Origin of the sequence: Mesorhizobium sp. M7A.F.Ca.MR.148.00.0.0 (assembly GCF_003997735.1) — a bacterium.
Classification (GTDB): Bacteria; Pseudomonadota; Alphaproteobacteria; order Rhizobiales; family Rhizobiaceae; genus Mesorhizobium.
Map to the genome: position 1 here is coordinate 2,768 of NZ_RZTB01000026.1, position 13,706 is coordinate 16,473.

At 62.5% G+C, this 13,706-nt stretch carries 13 protein-coding genes and 1 pseudogene; 6 read left to right on the forward strand and 8 right to left on the reverse strand.

The window, feature by feature from the left end; translation table 11 throughout:
• The first annotated feature begins 103 nt into the window (after window positions 1-103).
• The 3 genes from EOB49_RS12925 to EOB49_RS12935 are packed head-to-tail and all read left to right on the forward strand — an operon-like array spanning window position 104 to window position 1,586.
• The gene (locus EOB49_RS12925; protein ID WP_127318497.1) at window positions 104-373 is read left to right on the forward strand and encodes a helix-turn-helix domain-containing protein; all 270 of its coding nucleotides are present in this window, start codon (window positions 104-106) and stop codon (window positions 371-373) included.
• A complete protein-coding gene (locus tag EOB49_RS12930) occupies window positions 370-918 on the forward strand; it encodes a S26 family signal peptidase (RefSeq protein WP_127318495.1) in 549 nt (182 codons plus the stop codon). Before EOB49_RS12925 ends, EOB49_RS12930 begins: the two co-directional genes overlap by 4 nt.
• The gene (locus EOB49_RS12935; protein WP_127318493.1) at window positions 906-1,586 is read left to right on the forward strand and encodes a transglycosylase SLT domain-containing protein; all 681 of its coding nucleotides are present in this window, start codon (window positions 906-908) and stop codon (window positions 1,584-1,586) included. Before EOB49_RS12930 ends, EOB49_RS12935 begins: the two co-directional genes overlap by 13 nt.
• A gap of 59 nt (window positions 1,587-1,645) precedes the next feature.
• Here EOB49_RS12935 and EOB49_RS12940 read toward each other — a convergent pair.
• The 4 genes and pseudogenes from EOB49_RS12940 to EOB49_RS12950 all read right to left on the reverse strand — a co-directional run bounded on the left by EOB49_RS12940 (window position 1,646) and on the right by EOB49_RS12950 (window position 4,500).
• Window positions 1,646-3,174: pseudogene (locus EOB49_RS12940) on the reverse strand (IS66 family transposase).
• Between the two features lie 72 nt (window positions 3,175-3,246).
• Window positions 3,247-3,600: an IS66 family insertion sequence element accessory protein TnpB gene (gene tnpB / locus EOB49_RS12945; RefSeq protein WP_127318491.1), complete on the reverse strand. Its 354-nt coding sequence runs from the start codon at window positions 3,598-3,600 to the stop codon at window positions 3,247-3,249.
• Between the two features lie 31 nt (window positions 3,601-3,631).
• The gene (locus EOB49_RS36935; RefSeq protein ID WP_346016453.1) at window positions 3,632-3,841 is read right to left on the reverse strand and encodes a hypothetical protein; all 210 of its coding nucleotides are present in this window, start codon (window positions 3,839-3,841) and stop codon (window positions 3,632-3,634) included.
• Window positions 3,808-4,500: a hypothetical protein gene (locus EOB49_RS12950; protein WP_164762578.1), complete on the reverse strand. Its 693-nt coding sequence runs from the start codon at window positions 4,498-4,500 to the stop codon at window positions 3,808-3,810. The genes EOB49_RS36935 and EOB49_RS12950 overlap by 34 nt, the downstream gene beginning before the upstream one ends.
• 245 nt (window positions 4,501-4,745) lie before the next feature.
• Between EOB49_RS12950 and rlxS the strand changes: the two genes are divergently transcribed.
• From rlxS to EOB49_RS12965, 3 genes are all read left to right on the forward strand, one after another.
• Window positions 4,746-6,716: a relaxase/mobilization nuclease RlxS gene (gene rlxS / locus EOB49_RS12955; RefSeq protein WP_127327579.1), complete on the forward strand. Its 1,971-nt coding sequence runs from the start codon at window positions 4,746-4,748 to the stop codon at window positions 6,714-6,716.
• 355 nt (window positions 6,717-7,071) lie between these two features.
• Window positions 7,072-8,058, forward strand: a complete 987-nt coding sequence (locus EOB49_RS12960; protein WP_126057775.1) for an ATP-binding protein — start codon at window positions 7,072-7,074, stop codon at window positions 8,056-8,058.
• Window positions 8,059-8,133: 75 nt separating this feature from the next.
• Window positions 8,134-10,248, forward strand: a complete 2,115-nt coding sequence (locus tag EOB49_RS12965) for a S8 family peptidase (protein ID WP_245463521.1) — start codon at window positions 8,134-8,136, stop codon at window positions 10,246-10,248.
• 232 nt (window positions 10,249-10,480) lie between these two features.
• Here EOB49_RS12965 and EOB49_RS12970 read toward each other — a convergent pair whose 3' ends face one another.
• From EOB49_RS12970 to EOB49_RS12985, 4 genes are read right to left on the reverse strand one after another with little or no spacing between them, the layout of a single operon-like run.
• Window positions 10,481-12,010 carry an E2 ligase fold family C protein gene (locus EOB49_RS12970; protein ID WP_127320520.1) on the reverse strand — a complete coding sequence of 510 codons (1,530 nt, stop codon included), beginning with the start codon at window positions 12,008-12,010 and terminating at the stop codon, window positions 10,481-10,483.
• A gap of 3 nt (window positions 12,011-12,013) precedes the next feature.
• A complete protein-coding gene (locus tag EOB49_RS12975; protein ID WP_126057777.1) occupies window positions 12,014-12,502 on the reverse strand; it encodes a Mov34/MPN/PAD-1 family protein in 489 nt (162 codons plus the stop codon).
• The gene (locus tag EOB49_RS12980) at window positions 12,499-13,116 is read right to left on the reverse strand and encodes a putative metal-binding protein (RefSeq protein WP_126057778.1); all 618 of its coding nucleotides are present in this window, start codon (window positions 13,114-13,116) and stop codon (window positions 12,499-12,501) included. The genes EOB49_RS12975 and EOB49_RS12980 overlap by 4 nt, the downstream gene beginning before the upstream one ends.
• Window positions 13,109-13,405: a DUF2604 domain-containing protein gene (locus EOB49_RS12985; protein WP_126057779.1), complete on the reverse strand. Its 297-nt coding sequence runs from the start codon at window positions 13,403-13,405 to the stop codon at window positions 13,109-13,111. The genes EOB49_RS12980 and EOB49_RS12985 overlap by 8 nt, the downstream gene beginning before the upstream one ends.
• Window positions 13,406-13,706: the final 301 nt, after the last annotated feature.

A 13,706-nucleotide genomic window follows, 5' to 3' on the forward strand; every position in this document is an offset into this window, starting at 1 on the left:
CTAAAGGGCGGCGAAAACTCTCCCCCGACTCTTCGCCCGTCCCCGAGACGATCTCCCTCGCCCATCCTCGCCCTCGCTTGTCCGAAGCGAAACGAGGATCATCATGGAAGACGAAAACGAACGCGCGGCCCGCGCGAAAAAGGGCAGCCCGTTTCTCAGCACAGCCCAAGCCGCCTTCTATATCGGGCTCTCCCAGCGCACGCTCGAAAAGATGCGGCTCAAGGGCGGCGGCCCGAAATTCCGCAAGCACGGCCGATATGTCCGCTATCACATAGATGAACTCGACCATTGGTCGAAAGGACACCCGCAGCACTCCACTGCCGGCGATGGCGAGGCCGGTTCCGGCCAGGGCGGCAAGGGAGGCCGTTCATGAGCCGGCGCCCTTCCATCCATCTGATCGGCAGCCGCCTGCGGCGTGTTCGAGCCCGTAAGACGGTCGCCTTGGCCGCGGCCGGTCTCGGTCTTTTGGGCTTCACGGCGCTGGCAAAACCCACCCCTTGGCTGGTCTGGAACGCCTCGGCCAGCGCGCCGATCGGCCTTTACCGCATCGCTGCGGGAGCGCTGGCGCGTGGCGATCTCGTGCTCGTGCGCCCGCCTGAATACGCGGCGTATCTCGCCGCCGAGCGCAGCTATCTGCCTCGCAATGTGCCGCTGGCAAAACGTCTTGCAGCGCTGCCGGACGATAATGTCTGCGCCTTCAATGACGCCATCATCATCGGCGGCGACATCGTCGCGCGCCGGCTCAAAATCGATGCCGAAGGCCGACCTTTGCCATGGTGGAACGGCTGCCGAGCGCTCGGCGACAACGAGGTTTTCCTGCTCGGCAGCGACAAAAACCGCTCCTTCGACAGCCGCTATTTCGGGCCTGTTCCCACTCAAAATGTCATCGGGAGGCTCGTACCACTATGGACCGAGTGACCCTCCTCTTGTTGGGCATGATCGCCATTGCGCCATGCGCCTGTTCCGCCTCGACCGGCGCTGAGACGGTCGCCATTTCCCAAAGTCCGCAGCTGCGAAAGTGGCAGACGTTGGTATCGGAAGCAAGCCGGCGCTTCCATATTCCCCAAGCCTGGATCTATGCCGTCATGGCTGCCGAAAGCGGCGGCAAGACGATGCGCGACGGCCGCCCCATCACCTCCCCCGCTGGCGCCATGGGCCTCATGCAGGTGATGCCCGGCACCTATGAGGAGATGCGGGTCGAACACGGCCTTGGGCCTAACCCGCACGATCCGCGCGACAATATCCTGGCCGGCACGGCCTATCTCAGCGCCATGTATGACCGCTTCGGATTTCCTGGCCTGTTTGGCGCCTACAATGCCGGTCCCGAGCGCTACGACGAGCATTTGAAGCGTGGCAAACCGCTGCCAGAAGAGACCGTTGAGTACCTCGACCAACTCAAGGCGGCCGGAGTTTCGGCGGCCGACATCGAGACGTTCGAAAGCAAACCTGTCGCTCCAAAGGCGCAAATCGCTCCTCTCGGACGGTCGCTGTTCTTCATCCATGACGGTGTTCACGCCGGCGTAAACGGCGATCTCTTCGTGCCGCTCGGCAAGGACGGCGCGCAGCCGAGGGAGCCGGTGCGTTAGCCATGGGCGGACGGGGCGCGTCTGGCGGGGCTGGTAAGCGTCCGGTTCTTGCACGTCGCTCAGCTCTTGACAGGATTTGCCGCTTTCCAGTTCCACGGCAGCAATTCGTCGAGGCGGTTGATGGGGGTCCGTCAACCATGCGCGAGAGCACATCATGAAGATAGGCGTAGGGTTCGACGCCATTGAGCTTGCAGGTTTCGACCAGCGAGCACAGCACCGCCCATCGATGACCGCCGCCGTCGCTACCCGCGAAGAGGTGGTTCTTGCGGCCAAGACTGACCGGCCGGATCGCGCGCTCGACCGGATTGGTGTCGAGCTCGGTGCGACCGTCGTGCAGGAAGCGCGTCAGCCCCTCCCAGCGCGACAGCGCGTAACGGATCGCTTCGGCGAGCGTGCTGCGCCCTGGCAAGAGCGGAAGCTGCGCTTCGAGCCAGACCCGCATGGCATCGACGATTGGTTTCGAACGGATGCGCCGAGATGCCAACCGATGCGGGGGCGACTGACCGCGAACGTCGGCTTCGACGGCATAGAGTTGGCCGATCCGGCGCAAGGCCTCCACCGCGATCGGTCCGTTGGTCGCCTGAGCCACGTCATAGAATTTGCGCCGGGTATGCGCCCAACAGGCAGCAAGAACGATGTCTCCCTTGCCGGTGAGTTGCTCGAAACCGGCATAGCCATCGACATGCAGCACGCCCTTGAAGTGCTCGAGATGCGAGGCCGGGCGTTCTGCCTTGCGGTCCGGCGCAAACATATAGATCGCCGCCGGCGGCTCCGGTCCAGCCCAGGCGCGTTGCTCGCGGGCGTAGACCCACAGCCGCCCCGTCTTGGTGCGCCCACGACCGGGATCGAGCACCGGCACCGGCGTATCGTCGGCAAAGAGATGGTTGGAAGCGAACACGCTCTTGGCGAGGCGTTCGTGCAGGGCTTCGAGCCACCAGCAGGCGCCGCCAACCCATCCAGCGAGCGTCGAGCGCGGAAGATCGACACCATTGCGGGCGAAGATCTGCGACTGCCGATAGAGCGGCGTATGATCGCAGTACTTGCTCACCAGCACCTGCGCGAGCAGCGCTGGCGTGGCCAGGCCGCCGCCGATCAGCCGCTCCGGTGCCGGCGCTTGCACCACCGTCTCGCAGGTCCGGCAAGCATATTTCGGACGCGTGGTGCGGATCACGCGAAGCTGCGCTGGCACCCAATCCAGCATCTCACTCACGTTTTTGCCAATGGCATGCAGGGTGCCGCCGCAACACGTGCAGACTGTGCCGCCGACATCAAGCAGGACGTCCTCGCGCGGCAGATGATCAGGCAGCGATCTGCGATGGGACGACCGCTCCGCCGACGGTTTGACTTCGAACGGACGGCTCTCCTGGATGCGAGCAACATCGGCGTCGAGGTCTTCCAGCGCGAGCACAAGCTGGTCGGGGGCAAGCTGCTCGGAACTGCGGCCGAACTGCGCTCGCTGGAGCTTTTTGATGATCGACTGAAGTCGCTCAATCTCCCCGTCGCGGCTCTCGACCGCAGCCGCCATGTCGCGCACGAGACGCTGCAAAAGCTGCGGGTCGGAAGGCAGATTTTCGAGATCGATCAACATGATCGAATCTATCATAAACAGCCTAAAAACCCAAGCTTTCCGGGCTTTTCCGCGACAATCGACGAGGCGATTTCAGCCCGCCAGCATCGGTCGCCAGAAGCGTTCCGGCGTGCGCCAGTCGATCCCCTCGATGAGCATCGCCAGTTGCGCTGGCGACAGTGTCACCGAGCCGCCTGGCTCAGCCAGGCGCGGCCACATGAACTGTCCGCGGTCCATGCGCTTGGTGAACAGGCACAGCCCCGTTTCATCCCAAAAAAGGATTTTCAAAAGCGAGGCATTCTTGCCGCGGAAGACGAACAGATGTCCCGAGAACGGATCCTTCTTCAGGTGTTCCTGGATCAGCGTCGCGAGGCCATCGAGGCCCTTTCGCATGTCGGTGTGACCCAAGGCCAGATGCACTTTCACGCCGGCCGGAACGACAATCATGACGCCTTCTCCTTACCAGTGAGCTGCCGCTTCACGGCGGCCGTGGTCGCGCCCGCCGGCGCGAACACGCGCCGTCCATATCCAGTTCCATTGCCACCATTCCGTCCGGCGGCTGCACGAGATCGCGCAACGCCGCGAGTGCCGGCAACTCGTTCGCCGCGCCGTCGGCGAGCGCGACCATCGCCAGTTGCGGCGCCTTGCGGGCAGTCAGGCCGAACTCTTCGCGCCAGCGGAAGGCCATGCTGGTGGCAATGCCGTGGCGGCGACAGACCTGCGCCACGGCGACGCCAGCCTCTCGGTCTCCGCGACGATCGCCCGCTTCTGCTCGTTGGTGAAGGTGCGCCGGTTCGAGCGACCGTCCGCAGCCCCAGGCGTCAAGCGGTATTTGCGCCGTACGCAATTAGCAGCGCTGCTTAATTGGGCCCGGGTACTCGGATGAAGAAGCGACCGCCAGTCCATTTCAGTGCCGGATTCCTCGAACCGATCGCGCCATCTGCGCAGCGCGTGCGGCGAAAGATCGAGCGCCGCCGCATACTCGGCGAGCCCCATGCCGCTCCAATTCATCGCCTCCACATGCATTCCCCAGAACGCATGCAGCGCAAGCGGACCGCGGTCCGTGCGCGCGCCGTAGCGGCGGCGAGGTGGCGCGTTTTGCTTCCGCCGAGGCGCATTCCTGGCGCGCTTCTTCTGCTTCTCCGCGTACAATTCCCGCAGATATTCCGCACGTTTACGCAGGTCTTTCGGCGTCAGCAGGTGGCGCGCCCAACGCTCGAAGGTCACCGTCGAAAGCTTGTGCCGGCGGCAATATTCCTCCGCCTCCAGAGAGCTGCGAAACCAGCTGCCGACATGCGTGCGCCAGTAGGGGTTGTCAGCCTTGTCCCAGGAGCGGCGGGGCGCCATCGCAGATCATCCTCCTCGACAAGAAGGAACCCGACATGACGCGAGATTGCACTACCTCAGATATGTGCAGGGACCGGACGCTTACCGGGGCTGGGGGGCTGGGCGCGTAAGGCAAGATAAAGGCACCGCCTCCAGGAGGCGGCTAAGTCTTTGTCTGCACATCGTTTTTCCAGGAGGCTGCCGCCGGTGCCAAGAGGGTTTGACGTGTAAGTGTCTGATTTTGCTTGATATGTCTGGGAGGTCGCATGGCAGATGACGAGTTCAGGCCGAAGCTCGGCAAAATCGGGTCGCGCGGCTCGAAGGCAGGCAAACGCTATGCCGGTCAAGTCCGGGCAGCCGTCAACCGAGCCGGCGGCCAGCCCCAGCCCGGCGGTCGCTTCACGGGCAGCCGGACAGGGCGTGGCGGGGCGGCTGCGGAGCTGCTGAAATCGCGCGACCGGTATGCCGCCTTCCGCCAGCGCCGGGTGATCGTCAAGGCGCGGATCGTCAAGCTCGCCGGCAAGGGCGCGGACGGGGCGCGTGCCCATCTACGCTATCTTCAGCGCGACGGCGTCACCCGAGAAGGTGCGCCTGGCGAGCTCTACGGCGCCGACAGCGACCGCGTCGACGGCAAGGCGTTCATCGATCGCGCGGACGGCGACCGCCACCAATTCCGCTTCATCGTCGCTGCCGAAGACGGCATCGAGTATGAAGACCTGAAGCCGCTGACGCGGCGGCTCATGGCGCAGATGCAGGAAGACCTCGGCACGAAGCTCGACTGGGTCGCGGTTGATCACTTCAATACCGGCCATCCCCATAGCCACATCATCGTCCGAGGCAGGGACGACCGTGGCGAGAACCTGGTCATCGCGCGCGAATATATCTCATCTGGCATCCGCGAGCGGGCGGCCGAGCTGGTCAGCCTCGATCTCGGTCCGCGAACCGACCGCGAGATTGAGCTTCGCCTGCGCCGGGAAATGGAGCAGGAACGCTTCACCAGCATCGACCGTCGGCTGCTCAGCATGCGTGATGATGACGGCCTGGTCTCGCCGGACGGTCCCGACGCCATTCGTCAGACGCTGCACCAGGGACGGCTGCGCAAGCTCGAGCGGATGGGTCTGGCCGCGGAGGTCGGCGCTGGTTCCTGGCGCCTCGACGATGAGCTCGAAGCCACGCTGCGCCGCACCGGCGAACGCGGCGACATCATCAAGACCATGCACCGCGAACTGGCCGGCAAGGGGCTTGCCCGCAGTGCCGCCGACTGGGTGATCCACGATCGAGCCGGCGAGCCCGTCCAGTCTCTCGTCGGTCGGGTTGTCGCGCGTGGACTGGCCGACGAGATCAATGACCGCCATTACATGATCGTGGACGCCGTCGACGGTAAGAGCCATTGGATCGACATCGGTAGAGGCGAGGCGATGGAAACGATGCCTAATGGCTGCATCGTGCGTGTCGCGCCAAGGAACACCGAGCCGAGGCAGGTCGATCGTACCATCGCCGAAATCGCCGCCGCGCATGGCGGCCGCTACGACGTCGATATGCACCTGAAGCATGACCCATCCGCCACCGAGAGCTTTGCGCGAACGCATGTGCGGCGGCTGGAGGCGATCCGCCGCGCGACCGGCGGCGTCGAGCGAGAGCCGAACGGCACCTGGCTCATCGCGCCGGACCATCTCGATCGCGTCGCGAATTATGAGGGCCAGCGGGCCAGGGCCGAGCCTGTCGTTGCCGACAAGCTCTCCTCAATGGCGCTGGAGCGACAGGTCAGCTTCAACGGCGCCACCTGGCTCGACCGGGAGCTGGTTGCCGATAGACCCGAGCCTTTGCACGGATCCGGCTTCGGCCGCGACGTGAGAGAGGCGCAAGCTCGCCGGCGGCAGTGGCTGATCGCGCAAGGCCTCGCGCATGAAGAACAGGATGGGATCGTCTATCGAGCCAACATGCTTTCGATCCTGCGCCAGCGAGAACTGAACCGTGTTGCTGGCCAACTGTCGGAGGAACTTGGCCTGCCCTATGCCGAAGCGCGATCCGGAGGACGAGTAGAGGGTACGCTCCGCCGCTCCGTCGAGCTTGCCAGCGGAAAATGTGCCGTCGTTGAGAAGTCGCGCGAATTCACGCTGGTGCCATGGCGGCCGGTGCTTGAGCGCCATGTGGGCAAGGAGGTCTCCGGTGTCGTGAGTGGGGAGGGGATTTCATGGACCGTCGGCCGGCAAAGGAGCGGACCTGGTGTTTCGTGAGATGGTGTACAGCTTTTTAGCCAGCGGCGCGGGCAGCCATGCGACCCCGCGTAGACCTTATGGCCGCAGCCCGCAATCGGTCGCATGGACCTGCCAGGCGGGGCGGCTTTGGAGCGTTCGGACCCGACACGCTGCGTGAGTGGCCAGACTTCGAGCGCTCGAAGATGGCGGACTGTTGTCTGCTGGCCGGCGTTATTCCGGCTGGCCTATGACCGCGGCGCAACAGTTCACCGCTGAAGTTGCCACGGGCGAACATCGACAAGAGAAAAAACACCATTGCGCGATACAAATCGCCGTTGAAAGCGTTTAGGTTGCATGCGCTTCGCCAAGTAAACGGATACCCCAGAAGAGAGCCATGACCACGGCCCGCCATATCGTGACGCTGCTTAAAAGCCACATTGCCGGCGACGAGGATCGTTTCCTCTCTATCGCGATGCAGCTTGCTGCGCATGAGGCACGTCAAGGCCATGGTAAGCTTGCTCAGGAGCTCAAGGATCTGGTCGACGCAGCCAAGAGCAGGGACGCCCGGATTGTCAAGAGCAGTCGGCCGGTTCCCCTTTTTCAGCCAAAGGGCGAGCTCGCAGGGCTCCTGCATGTGCGCTATCCGGACCTGCGACTGACCGACATGATTTTGCCGGACAGTCTGCGCTCGCGCCTGCACCGCGTGCTGGGAGAGCAGCGCCAACAAGCAAGCTTGCGCGAGCACGGGCTTGTTCCCCGTCGCAAACTGCTTCTGGTCGGCCCGCCAGGATCAGGCAAGACGATGACCGCATCGGCATTGGCCGGGGAGCTTCATCTGCCCCTTTTCACGATCGTCCTCGATGGTTTGATCACCAAGTTCATGGGAGAGACTGCCGGAAAGCTGCGGCTTGTTTTTGATGCAATGCAGGCGACGCGGGGCGTCTACTTCTTTGACGAATTCGATGCCATCGGCGCGCGTCGAGGCGAACGCCAGGATGTTGGCGAGATTCGGCGCGTGCTGAATTCGTTTCTGCAGTTTCTCGAGCAAGACGACAGCCACAGCCTGATTATTGCGGCAACAAATCATCCCGAGCTGCTCGACAGAGCTTTGTTCCGCCGTTTCGACGATGTCATCGAATACGCCGTGCCCGATCGGCCGATTATAGAGGCGCTGCTTCGGGCTCGACTCGACCGCTTCGACACCAGAGGGCTTGCCTGGAACGAGGCGATCTCTCAGGCAGAGAGACTGTCGCAGGCCGAGATCACGCGCGCGGCCGACGACGCTGCAAAAACCATCATATTGCGGGGGGGGAAGCGGATCACCTCGGAAGCGCTCATCGACGCTCTGAAGGAACGCCGGCAGGCGTCGCTGTTTGAGTAGCGACAGCACAGATCATAATGGCAGACGATTTTCCGCGCGACCGCGCCCATATCCACCTTCGCCATCACAGCGTCGGTGTTCCTGCCGCAAAGCGCGCAAGCCTATTATTTGCGGAAAGTCGAGGCGTATCGAGACGTTGATACTGACCGCGGCAGACCGCGCAACGAGCCGCTCGTCTCCCGCATGGAGACAGTCAGGCTGGCGACTGCACGATCGTTGTTTACCGACCACGACGACCTCTTCCCCCAGGCCGCTGACGAGCAGGTGTGGTGGGAAGTCTGGCTGCGCGACGGTCGCCGCGAGAACTTCGAGCACATTGCCGAAGCCCTGAACATCACTTTGCGCACGCATGCGGTCAGGTTTCCGGAGCGGGTGGTCATGCTGGCCCTCGCCAGCACGGCAATGCTCGACCGCATGATTGCGCACAGCGATGTCGTCGCCGAGCTGCGGCGCGCGAAGGATACGCCGTCCTTCTTCCTGGGCCTTGGCGGCGCGGAGCAAAGGGACTGGAGCGACGAGCTTCTCGGGCGCGTCAGACCGCCTCAATCCGATATTGCGGTCTGCATTCTCGACAGCGGCGTGCGTCGCACCCACCCGTTGATCGAACCCGCACTTGCCGTTGAAGACTGGCACACCGTCAAACCGGCATGGGGCAGCGACGACACACCTGCGTGGAGCGGCCACGGGACGCGAATGGCAGGTGTCGGCCTGTACGGTGATCTGGTCCCGCTCCTGGTCGGAGGCGATCCAGTTCCATTGCCCTTTCGGCTGGAGAGTGTTCGTATCCTTCCGCCAGAAGACGAGGCAAACGATCCAGAACTCTATGGCGCGATCACCGCGGAAGCGATCGCCCGCGCCGAGGTGCAGGCGCCGGAGCGCCGCCGCGCGATCGCAATGGCTGTGACAAGCGCCAGTCCGGCGCGTGGAAGGCCCACATCGTGGTCTGCCGCTATCGACCAACTCTGTTTCGAAGAGGAACAGCGACGCTTGATCGTTCTCTCTGCCGGCAACATCGGCGATGACCTCATGCCGGCCGAGCATTTGACGCGCAACGATCTGGAAGCAGTCGATGATCCTTCTCAGGCCTGGAATGCGCTGACGGTCGGCGCTTTCACAGAAAAGGTCGATATCATTGACACCGACTTTTCGGGCTACGCTCCGATCGCGCCGGTCGGCGAGCTCTCGCCGCGCAGTCGCACTTCGGTCGTTTGGGACAGGCAGTGGCCGGTGAAGCCCGAGGTCGTCTTCGAAGGCGGCAATCTCGCCCATGACGGTGTGTTGCCCGGCGAGCCGATCGACGATCTGCAGATATTGACCACTTTCTGTCGACCCGAACTGCGCCACTCCACCACCCTCGGAGATACGAGCGCGGCAACGGCCCATGCCGCACGGATGGCGGGACTAATTCTATCAGCGCGCCCCGAGCTGTGGCCTGAATCGGTTCGCGCCCTGATCGTCCACTCGGCCGAATGGACTCCGGCGATGCGCGCACGCATCGATGCGTGCAACGGAGCGAAGGGCGAGATCCAGGCGCTCGTGCGGCGCTATGGTTACGGCGTGCCAGATCTTGGGCGCGCGCTTCTGTCAACGGTGAACGACCTCACGCTTATCGTTGAAGATGAGCTTCAGCCTTTCCAGCGCGAGGGCGGCGCGGCTGCCAAAACGCGTGACATGAAGCTGCATCGCCTGCCTTGGCCGAAGGAGCAGCTCGCGGCGCTCGGCGCTGCCCAGGTCGAGCTCCGCGTCACGCTGTCCTATTTCATCGAACCCAACCCCGGTGAACGCGGATGGACCCGCCGGCATCGTTACGCGTCCCATGGTCTTCGGTTCAGAGTAAAGTCAGCGACCGAGACAGTCGACGAATTCCGAGCCCGCATCAATCAGGCCGCTCGGGACGAGGAGGAAGGGGCGCCTGCTGGAGGCGGAGAAGAGTGGCTGCTCGGCACCTTCCGCGATCGCGGCTCGTTGCACGCCGATTTCTGGTCGGGCAGCGCCGCCGATCTCGCCGAGCGTGACGCGATCGGCGTGTTCCCGGTCGGGGGCTGGTGGAAGGAGAAGCCTTACCTGGAACGCGTCGACGCTCTGGCTCGGTACGCCCTGATTGTGACGATTCGGGCGCCTGGGGTCGATGTTGACATCTTCACACCCGTCGAAGCAGCCCTGACTGTCGAGACGTCGGTCGAGACCTGATGCAGCACTGTCCAAACCGGCCAACAACGGAGGTTTGACCAGCCTCTGGTGCCATGGCGGCTGGTGCTGGATCATCACGTCGGCACGGGATCATGCGCGGAGGACGATAGGCCGGCAAAGGAGCGGGCCAAGCGTGTCATAATGGCGCCCATGGTCACGCCCACAAGCCGCGCCCCCTGCGTCTACGGAGAGGTGCGCGTCTGCTTAGGCGGCCGAGACATCGCTTACCTGATCAACGCGCTCCGTATTTGCGCCTGTAAGCGGCAATGAAATCGTCGTCGCTACAGATGCAGCGGCCGCTGGAGTCCTTGGCCTTCGGATCGTGCAAGTGAGAGCCAAGGGGGCGCAGAAGATTCACCCGAGTGCTCGTCGTCGGGCTCATGGGAAACCCCGCACTATGCTTGACCAAATCCGCGGCAAGCATAATCCCGGCAAGCACCGACTGAAAGGCCATCGGAACCACAGTTCGAACGCGGCGACTTCCTTCGCTAAGCTGGAACACCAGACCGCCGCAGATAGCCTGCTGATAAAAGGAGCGCAGGGGCTGGCCGACAAACGGGGCTAGCGGTTCAAACGGCACAGCCATCGCTGTAGCCACGCGAACTACAAAGTCGTTGGGAACTCCGGCATTTGTCTGCAGGAGCGTTTTCACCTGCTCGTGTGCTTCCGGTATTCCGAGTTCCTCGGCAATCAGCTGGTGCTCGTCCTTGGATTTTCCGGATGGCAGGTACATGCAACAAAGGCAAGCCTGGCCGTCATCGAAACCATGCCGGGAGATACCGAGATCGTGCTCCTGCGTCCAAGCGTTTGCGATCCATCGCGGCAGTGCACCTTGGACAGCCAGACGGTCGGCGGCGGTGTCAAGCGCCACACCCACTTGGTCTAAGACCCAATTGCCCCGGCGCGCAACATATTCTGCCCACGTCAGAGGGTGCGCCTCGACCTCAAGGCCAGTCGATCTAAGGGCGGTGGCTGCAAGAACCGCCTTGGACATACCAATCTCCGCCTGGCCGGCCAATGCGTAGCGCTGCAGGTTTGAGAGTTCGATCGCTTCGTGATCGATTACATGCAGACGACCCTTGAGATCGGGTTGTCTCGCTAGCGCCCAAAGCGAGCCATGGCCTATCGCACCGAGCCCAACGAGGTGGGTTTCGCCAAGGTCGACTGGGAAGTCGATCGGGCCAGCCTCCCCGGCTTTGGTCTTGTCGTAGCTGCATAGCGAGAGGTCGATGGTTTCGTCCAACTCGGCGCCGGTCAACTGGGCGGCGAAGATAGTTCGAAAGACGTTGGCGGCGCCGAAGCAACTGGCGGCGCCAGCTCCAAAAGGCAGCAGACTTGGGCCAGAGCCCACCGGGTCCGTACGCGACAGCTTTGCCGCCCAACCGTCCGATCCCACGAAAAAGATCGGGCACCGGAGTGATGGGCGCGTTACCCCTGCAACGACGCAGACGGTGGCAGACTTGCCGGAACGCCGGATGCCGACTTTTGGATTGATCGACTTTGCCAAGCGCTCCAGCGCTTGGGCTTGAGAGCTCGCCGCGCTGTCCAGCGGGAGTATCGCCAGAACCGGGTAGAGCCTAGCGAGCAATCTCACCGCAAGATCTAGTGTCGCCTGGCCTTCGGCGCAGGAAGCGGCCTGATGGTCGAAGGCGACTGCCACGACCTGCTTTTCAAGAGCTGCTTTGAAGTCTCCCAGATGAAAATCGGCCAGGACCTGAGATGCCGCCGTGGCGGCACGATCGATGAAGTTAGCGAATGCCATTGTTCAACTCGATATCATGATCATTCGCGACAGTGCCGCGGGAGGGAGCGCATTCCATTTGGCCTTTTCGTCAAGCCGATAGGCGGCGACCCGAGCAAAATCGAAAGGCTCGCGGGCGAAATTCGGCACTACCAGCGACAGACACCCAACCGTGGTAGCAACCGCATAAGCGTCGTCCGTCGTCGAATGGTAGGCGCGGCCCGGATGGCTGTGAATCTGGGCCAAGAGTTTCAGGCCGCTTTTGTAGAGCCAGACATTGAGCCGGTGCAGTTCTTCGGCCGCAACGATCACGCAAACGCCATCGTTTGTCCGAATGTGACGCTGCGCCGGGATAACCGTCTCTGTTACGGCAAAGTGCCGGTCTTGCTGAACGCCGACCCAGAGCGCCATCCCCTCATTGCCTTCGCGACCAACTGAGCGCAGATGCCCATGCGTGGTCGAGATGCAGCCGCGCGGGAGAGTCACGATCGTTACATCTCTCAAACCAGTCATTCTTGTATCGCCTGAGGGGATACCACCATTCCTACGATTGCCGGTGGGAGTTGAATCTGCAACTGCTCTATAGGAATGATTCCGTACTTGATGATCTTGTCCAGGATGAAGGCCAAACAGCCTTCGCCAGAACCCCGATGAAGTAGCCATGGATCACCTGAATGGGCTGGATTGTCGTGGTATTCCCGGACGCCCGCCATGCACAGGAATGGTTCGTCCTCGGGACTGTTGGCCTGGATGAAGTCCGTCAGCGGCACGGCGTTCTGCTGGATGAGAGCTCCTATCATCTCCGGCGGCGTTCCGGGCAGCGGCGGACGTCTAAGCATTTTCAGGTATAGATCTTTCCGGGCAATCGGATGACGCGTAAACGGATCGACGAAGACCACGGACGGTGGTCTTAAGTCGTAGTCGGTGAAGTCGACCTCGCTCGCTGCGCTGATCACCCGTGGTTTTAACTTGAGGCTTGCGAAAATGAAGAAAGCGCGCGGAAAGGTCGCCTCGATCAAGAAGCAGCCCTGAGCCCGATAGACATCAGCATATGGCCGGAACCGGCCGATCTCCCGATCAAACTTCGCTCGGGAGACCTCCGGATCCACACTTTGGGGTTTAGGCACCTGCGACGCCCGCCTTCAGGCTGAGGAACAGGGTCACAGTATTCGGGAAACCGAAATCGCCAAGCTTCTTGTCGACGTCGAGCAAGTTGCCGGCCTCATCCTTCAATTCCCAATTCTCGGCTGGTTGGGCGACATTCTGCGTGTTCTCAAGGGCTTTGGTACGAATGACGTGAAGCGGCTGGTTGGGATTGGCTTCGACCTGCGTGGGCTGGCCGTTCACCACCATCGTGATCTCGATCTTGCCCGGCCCGCCGCCGTGATTATCGCCCTTACCCGAATCCTTCGACATTGTCCTACTCCTGTGGCTTGCCAACCGTCCCACGCCCTGGCGCCCACCTGCGAGTGAGACCGGCGGTCTTCAATCGTTCACCCGGCGCCACGGCCGCGAGTACGCGAAAGACAGGGGATAAGCTACCGAATCGGTGCTTGCCTTCTTTTATGGGTGACTTGAGCCGCAAGTAAATGGTCTCAAATTGCTCCTCACAACTATAATCGATTAGAGCAATGCGAAAATATTGGCGACACGCCTATTCATCTGCTCTCTCACTCGCCTGCTCCGTGCTTGGCAAGGGGAGCTTTGACTGCGTCAC